We start from the raw sequence: 18,468 nt of genomic DNA on the forward strand, positions 1-18,468 counted from the left end.
CCCCCAAAAAATGGCCATTAAGCGTTCTTGCTAGATCGCAGCCATTTCGCGCCGAGGCGCATTCGGCCTTCCCAGCCGCAATTCCCGCTGATGCCGGTATTCCAGCGCGATCGCGCCCCAGATCAAGCCCAACAGCAGGTAGAGATGGCGCCAGTGGTCGATGTCGATGAAGGTGCCGAGCCCGATATTGCCGAGATAGGCGACATAGGCGCAAAGCAGATAGGGCTGCCACGGCCGGTCGCGCAGAAGGATGCGGAAGCCGGCCCCGATCGTCCATAGCGTCAGCGTCAGGAACGAGACGAAGCCCAGCCAGCCGTAATCCATCAGCGCCTTCAGCCAGATGTCGTGCGTGTCCTCGCCATAGATCGTGCCGAAGACCAGCGGGCCGATGCCGAACGGATGCTCCATCGCCAGCTGGAAGCCGATCGAATAGCGGGCGAAGCGGCCAAGCCGCGCCGAGTCGTAGCTCTGCTCGAGCTGCGCGCGCTGCGTGAACATGTCCGATACGCCGGGCAACTGCAGGATGACCAGGAAGGTGATGACCAGCAGCGCCACGGCCGCGATCGTCATCACCACGACCCGCAGCCGGAACTTGCCGCTGGCGCTCTGCAGGAAGAGGCAGGCGGTGAGCAGCACCGCCGACACGGCGAACATGCCCCAGGCGCCCCGCGAGAAGGAGAAGAAGATGCCGGCGGTGACGATGAGCAGCGGCACCGCCAGAAGCGGCATGCGTGACACCGGGCCGGTCAGGAGCAGATAGAGCAGATAGGTGCCGGGCAGCACCAGGAACGGCCCGAACACGTTCGGATCCTGGAAGGCGCCGGCGGCGCGGTCGTATTTGGTGAACATCTCCGCGCCGGGAAAGGCATGGAAATAACCGGCGATGCCGAGCAGCGACGTTGCCACTGCCGAGACGACATAGGCGATGAAGACAAGCCGGTAGAGGCTGGGCTGGACCGAGGTCACCGAGGCGAAGAACACCGCGCTGAAGGCCAAAAACAGCGAGACGGCGAGATAGAGCGGCGTGTTGGCGAGGTCCGCCATCTGCGTCATCGCGATCATGCCGCCGATGTTCATTGCCACCAGCAGCACCAGCAGGGGTACGATCGCGCGCGAGATCCTGAGGCCGAACAGCGCCCAGACCGCGATCAGCCCGGCCATGTAGATTTCATAGGGCGCCGGCTCGCTGATGACGAAGCCGGAGAGCAGGATGCCGACGCCGATCGCTGCCGACGCGATCAGCGAGATCAGCTTGGCGTTGACAGCCTGCGGCTGCAACTGGTTGACAGCCTGCGGCTGCAACGGATGGGCGATGGCGCTCAATAGGCGTTTTCCGTGTTGAGCAGGCGGATCGGCGTCAGGAACAGGATGCGCAGGTCGAACAGCATCGACCAGTTCTCGATGTAATAGAGGTCGTATTCGGTGCGCATGCGGATCTTTTCGTTGGTGTCCATCTCGCCGCGCCAGCCGTTGATCTGCGCCCAGCCGGTGACGCCGGGCTTGACCTTGTGGCGGGCGAAGTAGCCATCGACCACCTCGTTGTAGAGAAGGTTGTGCGACTGCGCGGCGATGGCATGCGGGCGCGGCCCGACTAGCGACAGCGAGCCGAACATCGAGTTGAAGAACTGCGGCAGCTCGTCGATCGAGGTCTTGCGGATGAAGCGGCCGACGCGGGTGACGCGCGGATCGTTCTTGGTCACCGTCTGCTTGGCGGTCGGATCGGAGCGGTCGGTGTACATCGAGCGGAACTTGTAGACTTCGATGATCTCGTTGTTGAAGCCGTGCCGCTTCTGCTTGAACAGCACCGGGCCCTTGCTGTCGAGCTTGATGGCAATCGCGGTGGCGAGCATCACCGGCGAAAAAAGGATGATGCCGACAAGCGAGAAGACGATGTCGAAGGCGCGCTTGGCAACCGAATCCCAGTCGTTGATCGGCTTGTCGAAGATGTCGAGCATCGGCACCGAGCCGATATAGGAGTAGGCACGCGGCCGGAACTGCAGCGCGTTGGAATGCGCCGAGAGCCGGATGTCGACCGGCAGCACCCAGAGTTTCTTCAGAAGCTGCAAGACGCGCGATTCGGCGGTCAGCGGCAGCGACACGATCAGCATGTCGATGCGCGCGATGCGGGCGAATTCGATGAGCTCGGAGATGGTGCCGAGCTTCGGATAGCCGGCGACGATCGGCGGCGAGCGCTTGTCGTTGCGATCGTCGAAGATGCCGCAGATGCGGATGTCGTTGTAGGGCTGCTTCTCGACCGAGCGGATCAGCTGCTCGGCCGCCTTGCCGCCGCCGACGATGAGCGCGCGGCGCTCCATGCGGCCGTCGCGCGCCCAGCGCCGGATGAGGCTGGACATCACCAGTCTCAGGCCGAAGATCAGCACGAAGCCGACCACGAACCAGGTGCCGAACAGCAGGCGCGAATAGTCTTCCGACGCCTTGATGGCGAAGGCGGTGAGCGCCATCAGCGCGAAGCTGCCGGCCCAAACCAGCAGCACGCGGCCGAAATTGGCCAGCGGGCGCATCAAAGCCACGATCTGGTAGCAGTCGGTCACGTCGAGCAGCACCACGGCCAGGAACGACGTCGCCGCGATCGCCAGCGGATACTGCCAGGCCAGATAGCTGAAGAAGCCGACATAGTAGAAATAGACGCAGAGCCCAGACAGGAACAGCATGGCGAACTCGACCATGCGCAGCACGCCGCTGACCATGATCGGCGACATGGTATCGCGCCGGTATTGTGAGGCGACCTGGCGCGCCACATCGTTGATGCCGCCAGGCTCTTCGCCCCCGGCGGGAGCGTCGTGGTTGCGCACCGCATCCATGGAAAAGCGGTGCGCGGGGTCGATCTCATTCATGGGAACTGTCCGCGAGCTTCGCGCAACTGCATAGCAAAAGAGAGCTAAGAAAGCCTTGAAACAACCGGTGGTTTTGGAGTTGTTGCAGCCTGCGGGCCTATTTGTGCAGTGCCGCGAAATAGGCCTTCTCGATATCGGCGGCCATGACGTCCGCGCCGAATCGGGCCTTCAGCTCATCGGCTTGCGGCATCAGTTTTCGATAACCGTCGAAGTCGCTGAGCGCCGTCCCCATTTTGGCGGCGAGTTGCGATGGATCGGGCCGGATCAGGGCAGGGGAGTTTTCGCCGAAGATTTCCGGAATGCCGCCGACTGCGGTCGCAATCATCGGCATGCCGGCGGCCAAGGCCTCGAGCACGATGTAGGGCATCGCCTCCGCGCGGGACGGCACGACGATCGTCTCGGCCAGCGCGAAAGCGTCCCTCGCCGGCATAGGCGGCAGGAAACGGACGTGGCTCTCCAGGCCGAGCCGCTCGACCTGCGCGTGGTAGCGCGGCAGGTCGTCGCCGTCGCCGACCATCACGGCGCTTAAGGGGCGTCCGAGCTCGTTGCCGGCCAGGGCCAGCGCATCGATGAAGATATCGGGGCCCTTCAGGTCGCGCATCATGCCGATGTACAGGAAATCGGCGGCATTCGCCGCCGTCGCCACCGCTTCGAATTCGGCGGCGCGCAGGCCGTTATAGACAAGCGTGTTGGGTATCGGCGGCTCGCCGACCTTGCGGCGATAGGTTTTCCGCTCGTAGTCGGAAACGAACAGCAGGCAGTCGGTGAAGCGCGCCATGACGCGCTCCAGGCCGAAGAACAGCTTTCCCGTCGCTGTCGTTTCGTCATAGTGGAGGGAGCCGCCATGCGGCGAATAGAGGCGGGCAACGCGAAACCTTGATACCCGCAACAGTGAGCCGAACAGCCGGGCATAGGCGCCACCCTTGGCGCCGTGCCCGTGCAGCACGTCCGGCCGCAATTCCTGGATGATTCGATAGGTGCGCCAGGCCGAGGCGAGGTCGCCCGGCCCGACATGGCGCTGCATCGGCGTGCGATGGATACCGAGCGCGAGGCTGCCTTTCATCGCTTCGAACAAGCGTTCCTCATAGTCGCCGCCGGTGGTCGAGTCGCAGACGATTCCCACCGCATGGCCGGCGGCGACCTGCGCCTCGGTCAGGTCGCGCACGTGCCGGAATATCCCTCCGACAGGTGAGCGAAAACAGTGGACGATCCTGAGGTTCACCGCCACGACGGGTTTTTCAGAACAGCCGTTCGCGAACGTAGACGGTGTCGCCGGGCAGGAGCGGATCGGATGTCAGAACCCGCCCGGTCATCACCTTGCCGTTGATATCGCGGGTGATGTCGACGCTCCCCTGATTGGCGCGCGGCGTGAAGCCGCCGGCGATGGCGACCGCCTTCTGCACCGTGAGTCCCGGCACATAGGAATACTGGCCGGCAGCGCCCACCTCGCCCATGACGAAGATCGGCCGGTAGCGGTCGATTTCGACCGAAACGTCGGGATCGCGCAAATAGCCTTGGCGCAGCTTGTCGGCGATCGCCTTTTCCAACTGCTGCGCGGTGTGGCCGCGCGCCGGCACCGCGCCGACCAGCGGGAAGGAGAGATAGCCGGACTGGTCGACGCTGTAGGTGTTGGTCAACCCATCCTGCTCGAACACCGTGACGCGGACGCGGTCGCCGGCGCCGAGTCGGTAGGGCTGATCGAGCACTTCATGGAAGGCGGCGGGCGTCGGGCGGTAGCTTGAACAGCCGGTAAGCAGCGACAGGGCAAGCAAAGCGCGAAAGAGGGAAGCAGTGCTTTTCATGACCGGTCAGGAACCTTCATCGCTCTTGCCGCAAGCCGCGGCACAACCCCAGGAGAGTGCGACCGTTATCATCCTGTTAGGGTTAATGGGCGGTAAAGGAGCGCGGTTCGGGAGGCCGGAGATCGGCAAAAAGCTCAATTGTTCTATTGCTTTCGCGCAATATTCTTTGAGTGCTCTCTAATAAGCGCTCATTCTGATCTTAACGGGTGAGTTACCATAGTTGTTTACGGTCCATCCTCGACTCAAAGTTCGGAGCAGGATGCATGTCCGTTCAGTCCGCGGCCGCAGACGTCGATGTCGATCTGAGACAGCTCTTCGCCAGCCTGGCGAGGAACTGGCTGCGCATTGTCTTTGTGACGCTTCTGGTCACCGGGCTGGCCTTCGCCTTCGCCTGGCTAGCGACGCCCTACTATAAGGCGACAGCCAAGCTGGAGATCGGCTCGCGCGAATCGGAATACACCCGGCCACCGGGCACCAACGATGACGACAAGCCGATTCTCGACGAGCAGGGCGTTGCGACTCAGGTCCAGATCATTTCCTCGCCCGACATCCTCAAGCAGGTGGCGACCAAGCTCAACCTGGACAAGTTGCCGGAGTTCGACGAAACGCTGAAAATGTCGTCGCTCGGGCGCGTGCTTGTGCTCGTCGGCTTGAAAAGCGATCCCTTCGACATCCCGCCGGACGAGCGCGTGCTGAATGCCATGCACGACAAGCTCAATGTCTACGCCGTTGAAAAGACGCGTGCGATCGCGATCGAGTTCGCCTCGAAGGATCCCAAGCTCGCCGCCGACATCGCGAACGGCATCGCCAATGCCTATATCGCCTCGAAGGGCGACGCCAAGCTCGAATCGAACGCCGCCGCTACCGACTTCCTGGCGCCGGAAATCGCCGATTTGCAGAATCGCGTGAGGGATGCCGAGGCCAAAGTCGCGGCGTTCCGCGCCCAGTCCGACCTCTTGATGGGCGGCAACAATTCGGTGCTTCCGACTCAGCAGCTCTCTGAACTGTCGAGCGAATTGTCGCGCGTGCGCGCCAGCCGCGCCGCCGCCGAGGCGAGCGCCGAGAGCGTGCGCCGGGCGCTGCAGAATGGCGGTTCGCTGGACAGCGTGCCGGAAGTCCTGTCTTCCGAGTTGATCCAGCGCCTGCGCGAGCGCCAGGTAGAGCTCAGGGCCAACATCGCCGATCTTTCCACGACCTTGCTCGACAACCATCCGCGCATCCGGGCGCTGAGGTCGCAGCTGGCCGATCTCGACGGCCAGATTCGCAATGAGGCGCAAAAGATCATCCGCGGCCTGTCGGCCCAGGCCCAGACGGCCAAGGCCCGCGAGGATCAGCTGATCGCGGACGTCAACACGCTGAAAGCCGCCTCGGCGCGGGCCGGCGAGCAGCAGGTGCAGTTGGATGCCTTGCAGCGCGACGCGAATGTTCAGCGCCAACAGCTTGAATCCTATATGGCAAGTTACAATGCCGTGGCATCGCGCAAGGATCGTAGATACTCGCCTGTCGCGGCGAGCCTGATCGCGCAGGCCCAGGTGCCGTCCCAGCCCTATTTCCCGAAGATCGGGCCGATCACCGGCGCCGCCGCCGCCGCTTCGCTGCTGTTGATGGCGATCGGCACGCTGCTTGGCGAGCTGTTCTCGGGCCGCGCCATGCGTCCGGCCGCCGGCGCCCGCTTCGCCGATATCGAGCAGGTGGCGATGCCCGCGGCCAGGGTGGAACCGATGGTCGCTGAAGCACATGGCGCAGGTCGGGCCTTTGCGCCTTACGAGGAAGCTGCCACGGGGCATTCGATTGCGGAATCGGAACTTCCGAGGCCGGCCGAGCGCGAGCTGGCGGAGGTTCGCGCTGCGGCTGTCAAGCAGGCCGAGCCCGGCGAATCGGCCCCGGAGCAGCCAAGCCAATCCAGGCTGGGCGAGATCGATGTCGACAAGGCCGCGGAGAAGCTGATCGCTTCCGGCGCCGCGCGGGCGATCTTCGTGTCGCCGGAAGGCGACGAGGCAGCCGCGTCAGCCGTGCTGGTGGCGCGCGAAGTATCGGATGCCGGCCTGCGTGTGCTGCTGCTCGATCTTACCGCATCGGGTGCGGCGTCGCGGCCGATGCTGGACACAAGCCTCTTCCCCGGCATCACCAATCTGCTCGCTTCCGAAGCGCAGTTCAGCGACGTCATCCATCCCGATCTCTATTCGGATGCGCATGTCATTCCGGTCGGCACCGCCGACCCTGTCCGCGCCATGCGCGCCGCCGACCGGCTGCCGATCATCATGCAGTCGCTGACCACGGCCTATGATCTCGTCGTGGTCGAGTGCGGCCCGGCCGACGCGCAAGGTATCGGCCGCCTCGTCGGCGACGGCACCGAAGTCTTCCTGTCCATGCTGGAGGCCGACGAACAGGTGACGCAGGCCGCGGTCAAGCTGATCGAGAACGGCTATCCGGACCTGACACTGGTCACGCCGGTCGGCCATGAACCGGGAAATCCGTTACCTGGACGTCGCTCGGCGGCATAAAGTTGCGGGCCAATAGGGCTGTTCTGCACGCTTACCAACGCCCCGAGATACAGGGAGCAGAGGCCGGGACCGCGACGTATCGAGCACGGTTTAGTCGATGCGGGGCATGACAATCTCGGCGGCTCCCGCACTTTACATCGGCGGCAAAGCACCTAGTTGTGATGTTTCGCGCTACGCACTTCGTGCGTGGATGATCGACAGCGGGACCGTGAACCCTAGGCCGGTCCCCCAAAAAACTCCCAAAGGATGGCTGTTATGACACAGGCCAAGAACGGCGACACTGTACGCATCAACTACACTGGGCGTCTGGTCGACGGCACCCAATTCGATTCTTCCGGCGGTGAACCGCTGCAGTTTACACTGGGTGAAGGACAGGTAATTCCTGGTCTCGAAACCCATGTCGAGGGCATGGAGGTCGGCACGAAAAGCACGGTCACCGTTCCCGCCGACGCCGCCTATGGCCCCCATCGCCCAGAAGCGGTCGTAACCATCGACCGCGCCAGCGTGCCGGCAAACATCAACGTCGATGTTGGCGCCCGATTGCAGGCCCGCAGCCGCGAGGGCCGTCCCATGCAAGTGACGGTCATCGGCGTGGACGACGCCAGCGTCAAGCTCGACGGCAATCATCCGTTGGCCGGAAAGGACCTGGTGTTCGACGTTGAACTGGTCGAGATCGTTCAGGCGGCGTAGTCAGGGTCGCAGTTAAGTGCGCTGCCAAGAATCTTGCCGTTGAGCACGACGATTCCGTTGCCCTCCGGAAAAGGCTTCCCGCACGGCCCTTCGGGCGAAGGATCAAAGAGACCGCGCATATCAAGGCGCGCGATCGGTCAAGGCGTTGGCCCCTTCCTGCCCGGCGCAATGCGCGCAGCAATAGATGACATCGCCCTGCTCGACGCCATGCCCCATGATCCGTACCCTGCAATGCGGGCAGGTCGGCGCAAGCTTCTGGACAGCGCACTCGAAGCTGTCAAACGTGTAGGTTTGCCCGCCCAGGCTCACCAGGAATGCCTTGTCATAGTCGTTGCCGCACTGGTCGCACTTAGCCATAGCCATGTCTCCTTCCGAGTGCGAAAACCTCTCGGCACTCGGAAGGTTCCGTCGGGTCCTCTGGGTCTCGGCCCGTTTGCCCGCATCGCCCCGGAACGCGACGGCGATTGTGCGACTCTTGCCAGCCTAGCTGTCGTCCTCGGCTGCGGCAGGTGCTGCCTGACCGGCAGCCTTGCGGCGCAGCATCTTGGTCAGCTTCCAGACCGTCGGGTTGTTCTTGATGAAGGCCTTGGCGCGCGCGCCTTGCCGCATCGTCGTCGCCAATGCGCGGCCTTTCAATGTCAGCGGCGCAAGCACCTCGAAATGCTGGATCTCGAGATCGCACCATAGCCGTTTGTAAGGCTCGTCGCCGACCGAGAAGTCATAGACCTTGAAGCCGAGCTCGCAAGCTTCCTGGATGTTGTCGAAGAACAGGAAGTCGCCGGGGCTGGTGAAGGCGAGATCGTCCTCGGTGATGGCGCCAAACTCGCAGATCAGTCGCTTGCCGGAGCGGCTGGAGCCGGTGACCGCACGCAGTTTCCCCGCCACGTCCAGGCCGTGCAGCAGGAAGGACGGCTTTTCCTCCGTCAGCGCGTCGGTAAACAGCGTCCGGAAGAAGTCGCGCACTTGTCTGTCGCCGAAGACATTGGCGATGCCCATCTTGGCGAAACGCACTTCCTTCATCTCGAGGAAGGCATCGAGCAGCCTGTCGACCTCCTCGCGAGTCTGCGCCTCGATGCGGCGGAAGGCGCCGACAGCCTCGAACTTGCGCGTCTGCGAGCGGTGCTTCTTGCGCTTGCGCTTGCCGCTCGCGCGCGACAAGAGCGCGTCGAATCCGCCGTCGAGATCGACCGCGAGCGCGAGATTCGGACTTGGGAAGCCAGGCAGCGCGGCGAGCGGGTTGGCGACGCCGTCGAGGTCGGATAGCAGCCTTTCCAGCGAGACCAGGTCGATATCCGGCCGCGCCCGCGCGATTGCCTTGAGCATCGAGCGGATCGCCCGGCCATCGATGGCAGGCAGGAAACGCGGGTCAGCGGCGGCGAAATTGCCGTTGGCGTGGCGCCCGCCGGCGAAACGGGCAACCTTGAACGGGCCGCGTCCCACGACCTCCAGGGCCAGCGACAGCGCCGGGCGGCCATCGCAGGACAGCGTCGCGACAACCATGTCGGCGCCGGTCGAGGCCGCCCAGTTGCTCACCCAGGATGCGCTTTGCGCCGGCGCAAACAGCGCCGAGGCGCAGAATTGCACGTAGTCGGCAACGCCGGCGCCGTCGCTTGCGGTCGCAGTCCACCGGTCCTGGTCGGCTCGCACCGGGCGCGCGGAAGCCTCGTTGGCCGCGACCCGATTGCCGTCAAATGACGCGGTGGCGTCAACCATCCCTCAATCCTTAAGACGTATTGGTTGCAACCTGGGGTTCGCATAGGCGAATGTCGTGCTTGAATAAGCCTAGGCGCAAAAGGTGAAGGAATGATCGACGGGGGCGATGCAATCCGGAAATTGGCGCTGAACCTTGCCCGCTACTCCGGCCTCGCGCCCCTGGCACGGCCGTTTGTCGGCGGCATCGGCGCTATCCTGATGCTGCACCGCGTCACCGCGACGCCGGAGAAGCCGAACAGCGTCAATCGGCATCTGAACATCGCTCCCACCTTCCTCAACAGGTTGATCTCGGACATGAAGGGGCAGGGTTATGCCTTTGTTTCCCTTGATGAAGCGATCGAACGCATCAAGACGGGCGGGAAAGGCGGCCAGTTCGCCACGATCACCGCCGACGACGCCTATCGCGACAACATGACCGAGGCGCTTCCGATCCTGGAAAGGCACGCCGCGCCGATCGCCATCTATGTCGCCCCCGGCTTGATCGACGGCGCCATCGATCTCTGGTGGGATGTGATCGAGGACATCGTCGACACCAGCTCGCGCCTGACGCTGACCATCGGGGGCAAGTCGACGGCGATCGACTGCTCGACGCAAGGCCGAAAGATCCAGGCCGTCGCGCGGCTGAACGCCTGGCTGACGTCGGAAGTCTCCGAGGACGAGCAGGGCGCGGCGCTGCGCGAGCTCGCCCGTTCGAACGGGTTCGAAACCGGCTCGGGCCGCTCAGGCACCCTGATGAGCTGGGATGAGCTTCGCACCATGGCCGCGCACCCGCTGGTGACCATCGGCGCGCACACCGTCAATCATCGGAACTTGAAGCGGCTGTCCGAAGCCGATGCGCGCCATGAGATCGGCGACGTCCGCCGCATCCTCGCCGAAAGGCTTGGCGAGGAGCCGCGTCATCTGGCTTACCCCTATGGCTATGCCAGCGCCGTCGGCTGCCGCGAGGTGGGCTTTGCCCGCGACGCAGGCTATGCCTCGGCGGTGACCACGCGGCATGGTGTGCTGCGCGCCGAGCATGCCGGCTTCCTGCACGCGCTGCCGCGCATCTCCGTCAATGGCCGCTATCAGAGCCTTGCGCATATCCGCACGATGTTGTCCGGCATCACGACGCCGCTCGCCAATGCGGGCAAGATGGTCGTTACGGTCTAGCCCTGCCTCGCGCTTGCCTGGCGCCGGCGAGGATCAGCCCTTCGGGCGTGGCTCGATGATCAGCCATTTGATGATGGCCATGGCCGGCAGAACCCAGAGAAAGCCGCTGAGCAGGAAGAACAGGAGATGCGCCGTCGGCCCGTATTCGGCGAGCCTGGTGACCGCGACGGCCGACGCGATCAGCGCGTAGATGATGACCAGCGCCACCAGCAATATGGTTCCGATCAGCTTTTTCAGGCGAATGGGCATGTCGCGGTTCCGTTGGCCCGCCCCGCTTAGGCCGAATGAAGAAAGCGCGCAACCGTCGCGGCCCGGCGCGACGGCGTGCCGCGCTGTCCGGTCTTGCCAGTTGGGCGGCCTTGGTCCACCACTTCAGCCTTTCAACCACCGGAAAAACGCCCATGGCTGCCATCACCGCCACGGCCCCCTATGCCGCCCGAGGCCGCGACCTCCAGAACCGCGCACTGGTGCGTGGCTGGCTTTACGTCGTGCTGCTCGTGCTGTTCGCGCTGGTGCTTGTCGGCGGCTCCACTCGGCTCACCGGCTCGGGGCTGTCGATCACTGAGTGGCAGCCGATTCACGGCGTCATCCCGCCGCTCAACGACGCCGAGTGGCAGGAGGAGTTCCAGCGCTACCAGCAGATCCCGCAGTATACCGAGATCAACAAGGGCATGAGCGTCGAGGACTTCAAGTCGATCTTCTGGTGGGAGTGGGCGCATCGCATCCTGGCGCGCAGCGTCGGCGTCGTCTTTGCGTTGCCGTTGCTGTTCTTCTGGGCGACGCGCCGCATCGAACGCGGCCTTGGGCTGAAGCTCGTCGGCATATTGGCGCTTGGTGGGCTGCAAGGCGCCATCGGCTGGTGGATGGTGGCTTCCGGCCTGGTCGATCGCGTCTCGGTCAGTCAATACCGGCTGGCGACGCACCTGACGCTTGCCGCGCTGATCTTCACGGCGACAATGGTGGTCGCGCGCGGGCTGGCGCCACATTCGGAGCCCGCCGCCGACCGTTCGACACAGCGGCTCGCCGGCTTCATCGTGCTTTTGGCGCTGATCCAGATCTATCTTGGCGGGCTGGTCGCCGGACTGCACGCCGGCCTTTCCTACAACACATGGCCGCTGATGGATGGAAAGGTGATCCCGTCCGATCTGCTTCTCATGAAGCCCGCCTGGCTGAACTTCTTTGAAAATCCGAAGACGGTGCAGTTCGTCCACCGGCTGGGCGCCTATACGGTCTTTGTCGTGGCGCTCTGGCACATGATCGCGACACGGCGGCGCCAGCCCGGCACCACCCATGCCCGCCGGGCTACGCTTCTGTTCGCGCTGGTGGTCGTCCAGGCCTCGATCGGCATCGGCACATTGCTGATGCAGGTGCCGCTGCACATGGCATTGACGCATCAGGCGATCGCGCTTGTGTTGCTCGGCTTCGCCGCCGCGCATTGGCGCGGCACCAAGGGGGCTTACCCGTTGCCGGCCGTCGTCAGAAGCTGACGGTCACATCGTGAACAGGTGCGACTGGGTCCTCGGCTCGTTGTCGAATTCGGCCTGGCGGGCAGCTGCGGCGGACGTCGTCGACTGGCCTTGATCGGCCTTTTTCGCGTCGGCGGCCTTGAGCGCGTCGAGTTTGGCTTGGAGCGCCGCGGCCTGCTGCTGCAACCTGGCTGCGTCGGCTTCATCCTGAGCCGCCTTTGCCTGATCCTCCAGGGCCTGGATCTGCTTTTCGAGCGCTGCCTCCTGAGCAGCGTCGTCGGACGATGTTGACGAGGAGTACTGCACCGCTTGGACGGAGCTCGAGATCGCGCTGACCATGGGAATTCCTTTGAGGAGGGCCGACTCCATCAATAGCCGATCATGGTGAATCGGCGGTTACCGCAGCCGGTGCTGCCTCGGCGATCAGAATTGCGACCGAACCTTTCGAACGGCTTCGGCCACGGCCAACTCGCGGTTCTCGTCGACCGCGTTCTTGTCCTCGCGATGCCAGGCGGCCGACAGGCAGCCATAGGCGATCGCATGGTCGAGGATGGCGCGCGGCGGCTGCCCGAGCGTCCTTCCGAATATGTCGGCCATATGCGCGATCCGGCGCGGATCGAGGCAGAGATCGTCGCGGTCGAGCGGGTTGTAGAACATATTCGCTGCGTCGAAGCCGGGATCGCCAAGCACGCCCTTGGGGTCGATCGCCAGCCAGCCGCGCGGCCCGAGCAGGATGTTGTCGTGGTGGAGGTCGCCATGCAGCGGGCGGACTGCGTGCGGATAGGCAAGCAGCCGCTCGGCGATGTCTGCGGCGTGGACATAGAGGCTGGTTCGCCCGGCGGCCCGGTCAACCTTGGCCGCTCGAAACAAGCTGACATACCGTTCCCGCAGCGGCTGCAGGTCGGGCGGAGACGTGTGCTCGGACGGCGACAGCAACTTCGCCATCACGTCGGCTGCAATCGCGGTAGCGGCATCGTCGCCGTGCTCCGCAAGATGCTCGGAAAGCAATCTGTCGCCGGCATATTCGAGCAGCATGCGATTGCCGTCGCGGCCGATCAGCTGCACCGCGCCTTCGCCGCGTCGCCAGGCGAGGTAATGCTCGCCGCGCAACTCGTCCGCGACGTCGTCGAAGGGTTTCAGGTCCTTGACGATTGCCGGCGAACCATCCTCGCGCGTCACCTTCCAGATCCGGCTGGAAAAGGTCTCTGCAATGAGTTCGGGAGCGCTGACCTTCCAGCGCCCAGGGAATGCCTGCATCGTCGCCCTAGAGCATGATCCGAAAAGTGGAAACCGGTTTTCGGAGAAGATCATGCTCCAACAAAGAGTTAGATCAGGATGGCGGTTCAACGAAACGTCATCCTGATCTAATGCTTGATGCCGAGCATCAGGTCGAGATTCTGCACCGCGGCACCCGACGCGCCCTTGCCGAGATTGTCGTAGACGGCCATGAGCAGCGCCTGCGCCCGCTCGTCATTGGCGAAGACGTAGACCTTCATCCGGTTGGTGCCGTTATAGACCTCCGGATCGATTTCCGGCACGCGCTCCATATGCGTGTAGGGCGCGACCTCGACCACGCCGCCATCGATCGACGCATAGTGGTCGGCAATCGCCGCGTGAAGCTCGGCGCCTGTCGGCACGCGGTCGAGACCGCCGAGTTGAAGCGGCACCACCGTGATCATGCCTTGCGCGAAATTGCCGACCGCCGGCTGCATGATCGGGTCGTGCGACAGCTTCGCATAGGTGCGCAGCTCCGGCACATGCTTGTGCTGCAGCGTCAGCCCGTAGGGCAGGAACTCGGGCGCGTCCTCGCCCTTTTCGACATAGTCCTCGATCATTGGCCGACCGCCGCCGGAATAGCCGGAGATGCCGTTGACGGTGATCGGGAAGTCGGCAGGCAGCAGGCCGGCCGCAACCAGCGGCCGCAGCGTCGCGATCGGCCCTTGCGGCCAGCAGCCCGGATTGGCGATGCGTTTCGCGCTGCCGATCTTCCTCGCCTGGTCCTTGTCCATTTCGGCGAAGCCATATTCCCAGCCCTCGGCCACGCGATGCGCGGTCGACGCGTCGATCACCTTCGTGGTGTCGTTCGTAATCAGCGACACGCTTTCCTTGGCCGCCGCATCCGGCAGGCAAAGGATCGCGACATCGGCCGCGTTGAGGAATTCGGCGCGGGCGGCGGCCTCCTTGCGGCGTTCCGTCGGGATGGAGATGATCTCCAGGTCGCCGCGGTCGGCCAGCAACGCCCTGATCTGCAGGCCCGTCGTGCCGTGTTCGCCGTCAATGAAGATTTTCGGTTTCATCGCTTGCCAAATTCCTTGCGATTCCAATGTTATATGCCGTGAGCGTGATTTACTGCCGCATGATTGCCGTTGCTCAGTTCGTCGAGCCGCGCCTTTCGCTCCGCCAACAGGCCGAGATAGTGCATGGCGATGATCGATCCGGCGATCGCTGTTATATCGGCATGATCATAGGCCGGCGCAACCTCGACGACGTCGGCGCCGACGATGTCGATCTGGCCGAGCTGGCGCAGCGTCGACAGCATCTTCGCCGAGGAGGGGCCGCCCGCCACCGGCGTGCCGGTGCCCGGCGCGAAGGCCGGATCGAGGCAGTCGATGTCGAAGGTGAGATAGGTCTTCCTGCCGCCGGTGCGCTCGACGATCGCATAGGCGATGTCGGATGCGCGCATTTCCTCGACCTCGTGGCCGTAGAGGATCTTGATGCCGAACGTGTCGGGCGCGTGGGTGCGGATGCCGATCTGGATAGAGCGATCCGGGTCGATGATGCCCTCCTTCACCGCACGGGCGACGAACGAGCCATGATCGATGCGCTTGCCGTCATCCGGCCAGGTATCCTGATGCGCGTCGAATTGAACGAGCGCCAACGGCCCGTGGATCGCCGCATGCGCCTTGAGCAGCGGCCAGGTGACGAAATGATCGCCGCCCAGCGTCAAAAGGAACGCGCCTGATTTCAGGATCTTGGCCGCCTCGCGCTCGATCGTGCCAGGGGTCTTCTGGTGATTGCCGCTGTCGAGCAGGCAATCGCCATAGTCGACCACCGAGAGGTGCTCGAACAGGTCGCGCGAGAACGGATATTGCGGATCGTTGTCGAGAATCGCCGAGGCGCGGCGGATCGCCTGCGGCCCGAAGCGCGCGCCCGGCCGGTTGGTGACCGCGGCGTCGAAGGGAATGCCCCACACGACGGCGTCCGCGCCCTTCACGTCCTTTGTGTACTTGCGCCGCATGAAAGACAGCGCGCCGGCATAGGTCGGCTCGAACGACGCGCCCGTCTTGGCGCGGGCGGTGAAGGCATGGTCGATCTCGTTATTCGCCATTACGGATCCTCGGCTTTCATCGGGGCAGCCACAACTACAGAACCGGCACGCAACATGCCAGTCACAGCTTGCGCAAAGGAAGCGGCGCTCGGCGAGTGCCACGCCAACACAGGATCTGTATCATTATGGCTGAGACGGCTCTGCTCAACCTTGCATCCGCGCCCGCGGCGACCCGTGTCGGCACGGCGGCCGGCGCGCGCTTCCTGGTGCTGGATTCCTGGCGCGGCATCTGCGCGCTGCTGGTGGCGCTGTTCCACTTCCCGACGACCTCGATGATTTCGCAGAGCGCTTTTGTCGGCGGCTCCTATCTGTTCGTCGACTTCTTCTTCGTGCTCTCCGGCTTCGTCATCGCCAGCGCCTATGGCGGCCGGCTCGCCGGCCAGGACGACCTTGCCCGGTTCGCGCTCGTGCGTTTCGGCCGCATCTATCCGCTGCATCTCTTGATGCTTGCCGCTTTCGCCGGCTTCGAGGCGCTGCGGCTCGTGCTGCCGGCGCTTCACGGAACGGGGTCTGCGCCCTTCACTGCAGGTTTCGACCTGAAAAGCCTTGTCGCCAACCTTTTCCTCCTGCAGGGCATGGGCGTCGAGGATCATCTGAGCTGGAACGCGCCGAGTTGGAGCATATCGGCCGAGTTCTTCACCTATCTGCTGTTTGCCGCCGTCGTCTTCACCGCCGGGCAGCGCGCCTGGATATGGTTCGTTGCCGCCGCGGTGACGGCGCCCCTTTTCCTGCTTGCGGTCTCGACGCGTCATATGGACGTGTCCTTCGATTTCGGCTTCATCCGCTGTCTTTACGGCTTCTCACTCGGTGCGTTGCTTGCCTGGTTTCAGCACGATTCCATTGCAGAGGCGCGACAGGCCTTGAGCGGCGGGGCAGGGCGCCTCGCCTGGACGCTGGCCGAGCTGGCGATGATCGCTGGGATCGCGCTGTTCGTCTCCATTGCTGGCACCAACGATCTTGGTATTGCGGCGCCGGTCGTCTTCGCGCTGGCGCTTTATCTCTTTGCCCATGAGGGCGGATGGGTCAGCGCCCTGCTGCGCAGCAGGCCGATGCTGCTGCTCGGCTCGCTCTCCTATTCGATCTACATGGTCCACATCTTCGTCCAGGCGCGCATGATCAATGCCGGCGGCCTGATCGAGCGCAAGCTCGGGTTCGGCATCGTCGGCGACCTGATGCTGCGCGGCGACCATGCGACCGGCTTCGGCGCGGGCTCGCCCTGGATCGGCTTCGCGGCTTTGATCGCCATGTTGATCGCCGTCATTGTCGCGTCGTGGTTCACCTGGCGATTCGGCGAGATGCCCGCGCTCGCCTGGTTCCGCCGCCTTTCCAAGCGGATTTGATCCGAGCAATTCCAGGAAAAGTGTGAAGCGGTTAGGCTCGGCGGCTTCGCCGTAGCCCTTCCGTCCGGAATTGCGCCAAACAACAAACAACTAGCCGGCTTCGTTCACCGGCCTGTCATGGGCATCGCCTAACCGGGTCCCAACCCGGAACGGAGCGATTCCCCGATGCGAACACTCTGGCTGAGCCTTGCCTTTTCCGCCGCCCTTGCCACCGTCGCGGGGCAAAGCTTAGCCGGTGAAAGCCGGGCCAGCCAAATCCTCGACCGCTTCGAGCATGCCAATCGGTGGCGTGACCATGTGATGATCGCCGCGCATCGCGCCGGCAGCATGCAGGCCGGCAAGACGCTCTACGCCGAGAATTCGCTGGCTGCGGTCGAGGGCTCGATCGCGACCGGGGCCGAGATCGTCGAGGTCGACGTCCGGCGCGCGAGAGACGGCGAGTTCGTCATCATGCATGACAGCTGGCTCGACCGCACGACCACGTGCAAGGGCGAGGTGGTGAAATACACGCTTGCCGAGTTGAAGAAATGCCGGCTCGTTGTCGAGGGCACGGGCGCCGTCACCAACGAGACGGTGTCGACGCTGCGCGAGATGCTGCTTGCGACCAGGGACAGGATCCTGATCAACCTCGACAACAAGCTGGAGGTGACCGACCTCCCGGGCATGATCGCCGAGGCGCGCGATCTCGGCATGGCCGACCAGGTGATCGTCAAGGAGAACCTCTGGAACCGGCAGCGCATCGACGCCGCGAGCGCAGCGCTTGCCAAGGCCGGCGGCGGCTTCCAGTTCATGCCGATCCTCGCCGACGACGCTGTCCACGATGCAGCTTTCGCCGGAGAGGTCGACAAGGCGTTCGCGCCGCGCGCCGTCGAATTGATCAACTGGCGCAACGGCGCCGAGACGCTGACGTCGACCGGCGGCCCGCTGTTCAGCAACCATATGCGGGCGGAGGCGGCCCGCGGCGACTGGCACCTCTGGGCCGACACCTACGCCATCGTCAACAAACCGGGCGGTTTCCTCGCCGGCGGGCGCGGCGACGAGCTCGCCGTCGCCGCCAGCCTGCCGCGCGAAGCCTGGGGGTTTTGGGTCGACCGTGGCGCCACCATCATCCAGACCGACGAGCCGAAAGCGGCGATCGAGTGGCTGACGGCGAACGGTTATCGCGTGCCTTATCCCACGGACATCAAGCAGGCTGAGCCGGCGCACACGGCGAGCATCAATTAGGAGCCGACGTGGAAGCTGCTGATCTCACCCCTTGTGGGGGAGATGCCCGGCAGGCCAGAGGGGGGCGCGAAGGAACGCCAGCTTCGAAGACCCACTATCTTCAGTGACTTCAAATGTGAGCGTGATTGACTCGAAAACGCTGGATATGCCGGCGGGACAGCGCCCCCCTCTGGCCTGTGTCCAGCCGATAGATGGGTAACACTTTGAACCGGATACATGGGTTACAGTTTTCGCCCTGAGTTGGAGTCCGCTGCGGTGCCGTCTGGTCGGGGTTGAACGGCACTGCGGCGGACCAGCTTCTTGTGTCGGCCGTCGATGAAGCCGAGCGGGTGGGCATAGAAGTGGAGCGCCCATTCACCCGCCTCGGTCTCGGTCGCGGCAACCGCTTCCCCGGCCA

17 protein-coding genes are annotated in these 18,468 nt (G+C 64.1%); 6 read left to right on the plus strand and 11 right to left on the minus strand.

Features of this window, described 5'->3' with window-relative positions; translation table 11 throughout:
* Positions 1–30 precede the first annotated feature (30 nt).
* From FJ956_RS19815 to FJ956_RS19830, 4 genes are all read right to left on the minus strand, one after another.
* Entirely contained in the window at positions 31–1,323 is a 1,293-nt protein-coding gene (locus FJ956_RS19815) for an O-antigen ligase family protein (protein ID WP_140682612.1), read from the minus strand.
* Positions 1,320–2,855, minus strand: a complete 1,536-nt coding sequence (locus tag FJ956_RS19820) for an undecaprenyl-phosphate glucose phosphotransferase (protein WP_140682615.1) — start codon at positions 2,853–2,855, stop codon at positions 1,320–1,322. The genes FJ956_RS19815 and FJ956_RS19820 overlap by 4 nt, the downstream gene beginning before the upstream one ends.
* A 97-nt stretch (positions 2,856–2,952) precedes the next feature.
* The gene (locus tag FJ956_RS19825) at positions 2,953–4,083 is read right to left on the minus strand and encodes a glycosyltransferase (protein WP_140682618.1); all 1,131 of its coding nucleotides are present in this window, start codon (positions 4,081–4,083) and stop codon (positions 2,953–2,955) included.
* A gap of 10 nt (positions 4,084–4,093) precedes the next feature.
* Entirely contained in the window at positions 4,094–4,657 is a 564-nt protein-coding gene (locus FJ956_RS19830; protein WP_140541319.1) for a polysaccharide biosynthesis/export family protein, read from the minus strand.
* Between the two features lie 263 nt (positions 4,658–4,920).
* On the opposite strand from FJ956_RS19830, the gene FJ956_RS19835 reads away from it, so the two are divergent.
* Together FJ956_RS19835 and FJ956_RS19840 are read left to right on the plus strand one after the other, a co-directional pair.
* Positions 4,921–7,161, plus strand: coding sequence for an exopolysaccharide transport family protein (locus tag FJ956_RS19835; protein ID WP_140682621.1), 2,241 nt, complete (start codon positions 4,921–4,923; stop codon positions 7,159–7,161).
* Between the two features lie 255 nt (positions 7,162–7,416).
* Entirely contained in the window at positions 7,417–7,851 is a 435-nt protein-coding gene (locus FJ956_RS19840; protein ID WP_140682624.1) for a peptidylprolyl isomerase, read from the plus strand.
* Between the two features lie 120 nt (positions 7,852–7,971).
* On the opposite strand, the gene FJ956_RS19845 is transcribed toward FJ956_RS19840, so the two are convergent.
* Both FJ956_RS19845 and FJ956_RS19850 read right to left on the minus strand, forming a co-directional pair.
* Complete coding sequence (locus FJ956_RS19845; RefSeq protein ID WP_246672195.1) at positions 7,972–8,214, minus strand: hypothetical protein; 243 nt, start codon at positions 8,212–8,214, stop codon at positions 7,972–7,974.
* A 120-nt stretch (positions 8,215–8,334) separates the two neighbouring features.
* Complete coding sequence (locus tag FJ956_RS19850; RefSeq protein ID WP_140682627.1) at positions 8,335–9,564, minus strand: GNAT family N-acetyltransferase; 1,230 nt, start codon at positions 9,562–9,564, stop codon at positions 8,335–8,337.
* A gap of 90 nt (positions 9,565–9,654) precedes the next feature.
* On the opposite strand from FJ956_RS19850, the gene FJ956_RS19855 reads away from it, so the two are divergent.
* The gene (locus FJ956_RS19855) at positions 9,655–10,713 is read left to right on the plus strand and encodes a polysaccharide deacetylase family protein (protein ID WP_140682630.1); all 1,059 of its coding nucleotides are present in this window, start codon (positions 9,655–9,657) and stop codon (positions 10,711–10,713) included.
* Between the two features lie 33 nt (positions 10,714–10,746).
* Here the strand turns inward: FJ956_RS19855 and FJ956_RS19860 are convergent, their stop codons facing one another.
* A complete protein-coding gene (locus tag FJ956_RS19860; protein ID WP_042643947.1) occupies positions 10,747–10,962 on the minus strand; it encodes a DUF2842 domain-containing protein in 216 nt (71 codons plus the stop codon).
* A gap of 152 nt (positions 10,963–11,114) precedes the next feature.
* Between FJ956_RS19860 and FJ956_RS19865 the strand changes: the two genes are divergently transcribed.
* Positions 11,115–12,200 carry a COX15/CtaA family protein gene (locus FJ956_RS19865; RefSeq protein WP_140682633.1) on the plus strand — a complete coding sequence of 362 codons (1,086 nt, stop codon included), beginning with the start codon at positions 11,115–11,117 and terminating at the stop codon, positions 12,198–12,200.
* Positions 12,201–12,203: 3 nt separating this feature from the next.
* On the opposite strand, the gene FJ956_RS19870 is transcribed toward FJ956_RS19865, so the two are convergent.
* From FJ956_RS19870 to speB, 4 genes are all read right to left on the minus strand, one after another.
* Positions 12,204–12,518: a hypothetical protein gene (locus FJ956_RS19870; protein WP_140682636.1), complete on the minus strand. Its 315-nt coding sequence runs from the start codon at positions 12,516–12,518 to the stop codon at positions 12,204–12,206.
* An 84-nt stretch (positions 12,519–12,602) separates the two neighbouring features.
* A complete protein-coding gene (locus FJ956_RS19875; protein WP_140682639.1) occupies positions 12,603–13,436 on the minus strand; it encodes an aminoglycoside phosphotransferase family protein in 834 nt (277 codons plus the stop codon).
* A 107-nt stretch (positions 13,437–13,543) separates the two neighbouring features.
* Positions 13,544–14,476 (minus strand): N-acetyl-gamma-glutamyl-phosphate reductase, encoded by a 933-nt coding sequence (gene argC, locus FJ956_RS19880; protein ID WP_140682642.1) that lies wholly within the window; start codon positions 14,474–14,476, stop codon positions 13,544–13,546.
* A 29-nt stretch (positions 14,477–14,505) separates the two neighbouring features.
* Positions 14,506–15,507, minus strand: coding sequence for an agmatinase (gene speB, locus FJ956_RS19885; protein ID WP_140682645.1), 1,002 nt, complete (start codon positions 15,505–15,507; stop codon positions 14,506–14,508).
* A 125-nt stretch (positions 15,508–15,632) separates the two neighbouring features.
* Between speB and FJ956_RS19890 the strand changes: the two genes are divergently transcribed.
* Entirely contained in the window at positions 15,633–16,847 is a 1,215-nt protein-coding gene (locus FJ956_RS19890; RefSeq protein ID WP_140682648.1) for an acyltransferase, read from the plus strand.
* Positions 16,848–17,012: 165 nt separating this feature from the next.
* Positions 17,013–18,071 (plus strand): glycerophosphodiester phosphodiesterase family protein, encoded by a 1,059-nt coding sequence (locus tag FJ956_RS19895; protein ID WP_140682651.1) that lies wholly within the window; start codon positions 17,013–17,015, stop codon positions 18,069–18,071.
* Positions 18,072–18,468 lie beyond the last annotated feature (397 nt).

This window comes from Mesorhizobium sp. B2-4-3 (assembly GCF_006442815.1).
Taxonomy (GTDB): Bacteria; Pseudomonadota; Alphaproteobacteria; order Rhizobiales; family Rhizobiaceae; genus Mesorhizobium.